The sequence below is a fragment of the Synechococcus sp. R5-12 genome (assembly GCF_047502655.1).
Taxonomy (GTDB): domain Bacteria; phylum Cyanobacteriota; class Cyanobacteriia; order Thermostichales; family Thermostichaceae; genus Thermostichus.
Map to the genome: position 1 here is coordinate 1 of NZ_JANSIM010000066.1, position 6,657 is coordinate 6,657.

7 protein-coding genes and 1 pseudogene are annotated in these 6,657 nt (G+C 58.2%); 6 read left to right on the forward strand and 2 right to left on the reverse strand.

What is annotated here, in order from left to right; genetic code table 11:
* Window positions 1-126: 126 nt before the first annotated feature.
* Entirely contained in the window at window positions 127-1,110 is a 984-nt protein-coding gene (locus tag NW843_RS04250) for an ABC transporter ATP-binding protein (protein WP_414522208.1), read from the reverse strand.
* Window positions 1,111-1,530: 420 nt separating this feature from the next.
* On the opposite strand from NW843_RS04250, the gene NW843_RS04255 reads away from it, so the two are divergent.
* Entirely contained in the window at window positions 1,531-2,190 is a 660-nt protein-coding gene (locus NW843_RS04255) for a CDP-alcohol phosphatidyltransferase family protein (protein WP_414407724.1), read from the forward strand.
* 122 nt (window positions 2,191-2,312) lie between these two features.
* On the forward strand, window positions 2,313-3,170 hold the full coding sequence (locus NW843_RS04260) for a methyltransferase domain-containing protein (protein WP_414407448.1): 858 nt from the start codon (window positions 2,313-2,315) through the stop codon (window positions 3,168-3,170).
* 47 nt (window positions 3,171-3,217) lie between these two features.
* Here the strand turns inward: NW843_RS04260 and NW843_RS04265 are convergent, their stop codons facing one another.
* Window positions 3,218-3,838: a uracil-DNA glycosylase gene (locus NW843_RS04265; protein ID WP_414331024.1), complete on the reverse strand. Its 621-nt coding sequence runs from the start codon at window positions 3,836-3,838 to the stop codon at window positions 3,218-3,220.
* Window positions 3,839-4,118: 280 nt separating this feature from the next.
* On the opposite strand from NW843_RS04265, the gene NW843_RS04270 reads away from it, so the two are divergent.
* From NW843_RS04270 to NW843_RS04285, 4 genes and pseudogenes are all read left to right on the forward strand, one after another.
* Window positions 4,119-5,579, forward strand: a complete 1,461-nt coding sequence (locus NW843_RS04270; RefSeq protein ID WP_414351651.1) for a TldD/PmbA family protein — start codon at window positions 4,119-4,121, stop codon at window positions 5,577-5,579.
* Window positions 5,580-5,599: 20 nt separating this feature from the next.
* The gene (locus NW843_RS04275; RefSeq protein ID WP_414331012.1) at window positions 5,600-6,055 is read left to right on the forward strand and encodes a hypothetical protein; all 456 of its coding nucleotides are present in this window, start codon (window positions 5,600-5,602) and stop codon (window positions 6,053-6,055) included.
* On the forward strand, window positions 6,052-6,501 hold the full coding sequence (locus NW843_RS04280; protein ID WP_414522209.1) for a DUF4351 domain-containing protein: 450 nt from the start codon (window positions 6,052-6,054) through the stop codon (window positions 6,499-6,501). Before NW843_RS04275 ends, NW843_RS04280 begins: the two co-directional genes overlap by 4 nt.
* A 4-nt stretch (window positions 6,502-6,505) precedes the next feature.
* Window positions 6,506-6,657 (forward strand): annotated as a pseudogene (locus NW843_RS04285) (RNA-guided endonuclease TnpB family protein); the annotation flags it as partial.

Genomic DNA, 6,657 nt, shown 5'->3' on the forward strand with positions numbered 1-6,657 from the left:
TGAACAGTGATGTTCAGCAGTGTTCAGCGTAAATGTATCAGCACAGGGTCCCCTACTGGGAAATACTCAGGGCAGAACTCCGTCCTGCTCTCGGGGTTCTCCATAGCACCAGTGCGAACGGCCAGCCTAGGCAGAGACCGGATGATCCCCTTCAATGGCCCGCACTTGCTCCACAAAGAATTCTTCTAGGGATTGCCGTTGCCAATGCAAGTCGGTGACCAGTGCCCCCGCTTGGTTCAAAAGGCTCAGCAACTCTGGTAGGGATCCACTCCATTCCCCCGACCAATGGGATCCCTGAATCGAGAAGTGCTCTAGGCGGTCGCGGAACTGTTCGACGGCGCCACCGTGCCCCTGTACCCGATAGCTTTTGCTCTCTCCCAGCAAGTCATCCAAAGTTCCCTGATGCACCAATTTGCCGCCGATGATCAGGCCGACTCGGTTGCAGATAACTTCCACATCCGCCAGGATATGGCTGTTGAAAAACACCGTTTTGCCCTGCTGCTTGAGGGACAGAATGATCTCGCGCATTTGATAGCGGCCCATGGGATCCAGTCCCGACATCGGCTCATCCAGAAACACCAGCTCTGGGTCGTTGATCAGCGCTTGGGCCATGCCAGTGCGCTGCAGCATGCCCTTGGAGTAGGTGCGCAGTTGTTTTTTGCGGGCCGTATCTATAGAAAGCCCCACCAGCTCCAGCAGTTGCGGGATCCGCTCCTTCAACAGGCTATTGGGCAGACCAAACACCTTGCCGGCAAACTGGAGAAACTCCCATGCCGTCAAGTAATCGTAAAAATAGGGGTTCTCCGGCAAATATCCCACCTGTTGCTTGATGGAGCGATCCCCCAGGGGTTTGCCCAGCAAAGTGCCGCTGCCGCGGGTGGGCTCCACAATGCCCAGTAGGCATTTGATGGTGGTGGTTTTCCCGGCCCCGTTGGGCCCCAGCAGCCCAAAGGTTTCTCCGCGGGCCACAGTCAGAGAAAAATCTTTGAGGGGGCTGACCACCTTGTTCAGCCAAAATCCTGTGCGATAGGTTTTGGTCAGGCCGGTGATGGCAATGACCGGCTCTGGTGCCGCGAACGCTTCTGTTGGGGAAGTGGGGGTCTCGCTCATGGACTCGCTCGTAGGTATGTTGGAGTTGAGGGAGAAAAAGGTGCCGCGAACACCGAGTTAAGGAGCACACAGTCCGCCAGGCGATAGGCTACCCAGCCTAACCTTTAGTTTACCCACAGGCTTTGTCCCAGCCTAGGCTTGCCGCAGCACTTCCGGTAGAGGAAAGGGGCCAGAGCAAACATACTCCGCGTAGGTATCCGCTTCATTCGCAACAGCGGTGCGGTTCCTTTGCCGTAGGCACAGCACTTTGCTCTGACCTCCCTTCAGTAGCATTCTCATCATCTGGGATGATTCTGGGATGATGATTTCCATCGCGTTGGCGGTGCGGAGCAAGAAAATTGAATCCAGAGGTTTTGTGGGATCCCAGCCGGTGGTGATCATCGGCAACAGCGTTGCAGAGCAATAAGAAAGGAGTGTTTCTTGCTGGATAAGGTGCTTAGGCAGTGGAAGGAGCGGCTGTTGGCTCCAGTGCTGCAAACCCCTCTCCAACAGGTGCATCCCCTAGCCATTACCCTGTCGGGGTTTGCCATGGGCCTGGCCTCTGGGACAGCGGCAGCTTACGGGGCCTACGGGTGGGGGCTGGGCCTGTGGTTGCTGAACCGGTTTATGGACGGGCTGGACGGCACGTTGGCTCGTCTGCAGGGACGGCAAAGCGATCTGGGGGGCTACCTGGATATGCTGCTGGACGTGGTGGTCTACGCAGTCGTTCCCCTGGGGCTGGCCTTTCACCAGGGATCCCTGCTGGGCTATGCTTCTCTGGCTCTGATGCTGGCCAGCTTTTACATCAACCTTTGCTCCTGGATGTATTTGGCAGGGCTGTTGGAAAAACGGCGTTCGCGACAGCGTTGCGGAGCAACAAGGACGGATGGCACTGTCGGGGCGGGATCCCTGGATGAACTGACCAGCTTAAGTATGCCGTCGGGGCTTATCGAGGGCAGCGAAACCATCTTTTTCTACGGCTTGTTTTTCCTTTTCCCGGAGTACATGGTGGGCTTGTTTGGGCTGATGGCGATTCTGGTGCTCTTGAGTGCTGTGCAGCGGTTGGTTTGGGCGCTGGGATCGCTTTCTGCTCCAAGGTGAGCCCGGAAAGGGTCTGTTACTATGGCTCCGTCCGGCTGGCGCGAGTTGGGTTACAAGGGTTCCCCATCAGATTTCACCGGGCGAGAGGATCCAAAATAAAAAAGCCATGGAGATCTGTTGCCATGACCTCCACCCTCAACCAACGCATTCGCCACTTCTACGATGCCTCCTCCGGCCTCTGGGAGCGGGTGTGGGGGGAGCACATGCACCATGGCTATTACGAGCCGGGCCAAACCGGTAAGGATCGCCGCCAAGCTCAGATTGACTTGATTGATAGGGTTATCCAGTGGGGCCAGATCGGGGATCCCTGCCCTCCCCAGCACATTCTTGATCTTGGCTGTGGCATTGGGGGAAGCAGCTTGGAGTTAGCCCGGCGCTTTGGGGCACAGGTTACGGGCATTACCCTCAGCCCCGTCCAAGCCAAGCGGGCTACGGAGCGCGCCCAAGAGGCCGGCCTGAGCAACAAGGTGCGATTTCAGGTGGCCGATGCCCTGGAGATGCCCTTTGCAGACAACACCTTTGATCTGGTGTGGTCTCTGGAAAGCGGCGAGCACATGCCGGATAAGCGGCAGTTTCTGGCCGAGGGCTGGCGGGTCTTGCAACCGGGCGGGCAGGTGATGGTGGTAACCTGGTGCCACCGCGAGGGATCCCTGAGCCAGCAGGATCAACAGCTTTTGCAGAAAATCTACGAGGTGTACTGCCTGCCCTATGTGATCAGCCTCTCCAGCTACGAGGCTCTGGCCCAACAGGTGGGCTTTGAGCAGGTGCGCAGCGCCGACTGGTCGGAGCGAGTGGCCCCTTTCTGGGATGAGGTGATCGCTTCTGCCCGCGACTGGCGCTGGATCTGGGCTTTGCTGCGCAGCGGCTGGGTTACCGTTCGCGGGGCGCTGGGGCTGGGCCTGATGCGTCAGGCTTATGCCACCGGCTTGCTCCGCTTTGGCCTCTTGACTGGGTTCAAACCTGGGGATCAGCCAAGGTAGGGATCCCTTGCTCTCCTTTGGGAGGAGGGGCGCTTGGGGAAATGGGCTCAAAAGTTGGGCTGGGGCGGTGCTGTGCCGGTGAGTTCCAGATACTTTTGCTTCACCGCCTGAATATCCTGCCACATCAACCACTTGGGGCTGCCAGGGGTGCGGTCTGGGTTGCGCAGCAGATAGGCCGGGTGAAAAATGGGCATACACCAGCGTCCCTGCCACTGGATCCATTCCCCGCGGATCTTGGTGATCCCTCGCTTCTCGCCCAAAAGGGAGCGCACCGAGGTGGCCCCCGTGAGCAGAATAATCCAGGGATCCACCAGGCGAATCTGCTCCAACAGATAGGGACGGCAGGCGTCCATCTCCTCCTGGGTGGGCACGCGGTTGTTAGGGGGGCGGCACTTGACCACATTACAGATGTAGGTGTCCTGCTCGGGATCCAGCCCCACCGAAGCCAGGATTTTATCCAGCAATTGTCCCGACTTGCCCACAAAAGGCAGCCCCTGCAGGTCTTCGCTTTCCCCTGGCCCCTCTCCGATGATTAAAATCCTTGCCTTGGGGTTGCCCCGATGCACCACCACATGGGTACGGCTGGCTGCCAAGTCGCAGCGCTGGCATACCAAACAATGCTGCTTCAGTTGCTCCAAATCCCTGTAAGTGCCGGGGGGGATGGACACCTGGGCCGACAGGGGGATCTGATCCCACTGGGGGAGTGTCTCCTCCGCCGGGGCTGGCGGCTCGATGGGATCGTCAAACAGGCTGGGCTGAAGCTCCGGCGGTTTTTTCTTGGCAGCCATTGCAAGTCGAGGTTTCCTTGTGCAGCGATCTTCGATTGCTCCCCCGCCCTTGTCAAGCTCAAGGCCAACCTGCCGGCAGGGGAGAACCTTTACTCCTTGTTAAACTGAGAAAACGAAAACTTGCGCCGGCCTTAGCTCGTCTCTACTCCCTGAGCCTGCCATGCTGCTTTTGTCCAAAGAACTGCCCAACCTGAACTACCGTCATACTCTACAGCGCTTCGACGAGGATTGGCGGGATCCCCTCTCTGCCCTGTTGGGCTGGGGGCGCGCTGCCGGTGCCGATTTGGTGGAGATTTTTCTAGAACGGGGCAATTCCATCAGTTGCCTGGCCGAAGATGACGCCATCACCAGCATCACCCCACGGCTCTCCACCGGGGCCGGCGTGCGGGTGTTTCGCGGCTTGGCCGACTGCTACGTCAGCACCAACGATCTGTCCTTTGCCGGTCTCAAGGCTGCTCTGGAGAAGGGCCTTTCGCTGATGGGCTTCACCCCTCCTGGCCCCACAGCGCTGGTTTCTGCCATCAACCTGGAGATGCTGCAGGACTACGGCGAGCGTCGCCGCAAAGATGGCTGGTTGAAGGAATGTAGCCCCATTGCGGAGATGGGGGAGATCCTGCTCAAAGCCAACGAGCAACTGGGTCGCCAAGCCCGCCATGTGCAGTCCCGCCGCACCACCTATTTCCGCGATTGGCAAGAGATTCTGGTGGCCTGCAGCGATGGCACCTTTGTGCGGGATGTGCGCCTCACCCAATCCGTGAGCTCTACGCTGCTCTGTGCCGATGGATCCCATCGCGCCTCTGTCAGTCAACGCTCCGGCGGTACGGGGGATCCCAACTTTTTGCGCCGCTGGGATCTGGAGGCCCACAGCCGGGAGCTGGCAGAAGCCGCCGGCCAGATGCTCTATGCCGACTACGTGGAATCCGGCACCTACCCGATTGTGATGTCCAACGCTTTTGGCGGCGTTATCTTCCACGAAGCCTGCGGCCACTTGTTGGAAACCACCCAGATTGAGCGCAAAACCACTCCCTTTGCCGACAAAAAAGGCCAGAAAATTGCCCACAAAAACCTCACCGCCTGGGACGAAGGTCTCTCTGAAGGGGCCTTTGGCAGCCTGGATGTGGACGACGAGGGCATGCCGGTCCAGCGCACTTTGCTAATTGAAAAGGGCATTTTGAAGAACTTCCTGGCCGACCGGGCCGGCTCACTGCGCACCGGCCACCCCCGCACCGGCAGCGGTCGCCGACAGAACTACACCTTTGCCCCCGCCAGCCGTATGCGCAACACTTACATTGCCCCCGGAGATGCAGAATTGGACGATCTTTTTGCTTCTATCGACAAAGGCATTTACTGCAAGCGTATGGGGGGAGGGAGCGTCGGCCCAACCGGGCAATTTAACTTTGCCGTCGAAGAAGCCTATCTCATCGAAAACGGCAAGATTACCAAACCCCTCAAGGGAGCCACCCTGATCGGAGAAGCCAAAGACATCTTGACCAAAATCTCCATGTGTTCCAAAGACCTCAGCTTGGCAGCTGGGTTCTGTGGCTCTGTAAGTGGCAGCATTTACGTCACCGTCGGGCAGCCTCACATCAAGGTAGATTCCATTACCGTGGGCGGTCGCTAATTCCAGGGATCCACCTCGACATGGCCTATGACAACGTCTGCAAATATCTGGCCGAGCGTTTCCCAGAGCAGTTTGCCCGCTGGCTCATGGGAGAAGTGGCTCGGCTCCGACTCTATCGGAGGTATCCTCACCTATCGGTGCAGCAGGTGGTCAAGGTGCTCCGCACCGCTAACGCGATTGACTTGCGCAAAACGGGGTCGGAGCGAGTTTTCCAGACCTCTTTTCGTCTAGAGAGGCTGAGCCATGAGTTTGATGTTGTCCGCCTGTGGGAATGCGATTTGAGGGCCGGAGCGGATCGGCAAGCCCTGCTACCGTTTCGGGTTCTAAGCCAGGTGGAAGATCCAGCAGAAACCTTGCGAGAGGTGGTCAGTGAGCTAGAGAGCTTGGCAGACCCCAGTGAGAGAAGGGAATTGGCAGCCGCAACAGCCGTCTTGGCGGGACTAGCATTGGATCGGGGTTTGATTGGCAGATCATGAGGTCTTTGGATATGAGGGAATCGGTGATCTACCAAGAGTGGCGGGCAGAAGCTCTGCGAGAGGGACTGGAAGAAGGACGCAAAGAAGGACGCAGAGAAGGACTACAACTGGGCCTTCAACAAGGGCTACAACAAGGATTGCAACAAGGATTGCAACAAGGATTACAACAGGGATTGCAACACGGGGAAGCAACGCTGGTTTTGCGGCTGCTCAGGCGGAAGTTGGGATCCCTTGACCCGGCCCTTGAGAATAAGATTTGGGCTTTGTCAACGTCACAACTGGAGGCGCTGGGGGAAGCTCTGTTGGACTTCAGCAGCAAGGACTACGTCCCGCTGGCGCGATCGGAAGAGTTGACCGCCTGGCTGGCCCGTCAGCTAGAAACCGCAGGAGCCCCGCTCTCTGCCCACAGGGCAAGGGTCGGGAGGAATGTGAGTAAAATGCAATAAGGCTATGACCCAAGTCCTGACCGTTTCTTGCAAGCTCAAGGTGTCCCAGTCGCAAGCCGCCAAATTGGACGAGACATTGGATGCTTTGTCGCTACGCGACGCTAACGCGAACGGCCAAGCCTTGAACTGGGTCAACCAAAACACACCCGAGAAAGT

Bases quoted from the DNA above. Each gene is read 5' to 3' on its own strand.
- NW843_RS04250 (WP_414522208.1), bottom strand. From the start codon at position 1,110: ATGAGCGAGACCCCCACTTCCCCAACAGAAGCGTTCGCGGCACCAGAG.
- NW843_RS04260 (WP_414407448.1), top strand. From the start codon at position 2,313: ATGACCTCCACCCTCAACCAACGCATTCGCCACTTCTACGATGCCTCC.
- NW843_RS04270 (WP_414351651.1), top strand. From the start codon at position 4,119: ATGCTGCTTTTGTCCAAAGAACTGCCCAACCTGAACTACCGTCATACT.
- NW843_RS04275 (WP_414331012.1), top strand. From the start codon at position 5,600: ATGGCCTATGACAACGTCTGCAAATATCTGGCCGAGCGTTTCCCAGAG.
- NW843_RS04280 (WP_414522209.1), top strand. From the start codon at position 6,052: ATGAGGTCTTTGGATATGAGGGAATCGGTGATCTACCAAGAGTGGCGG.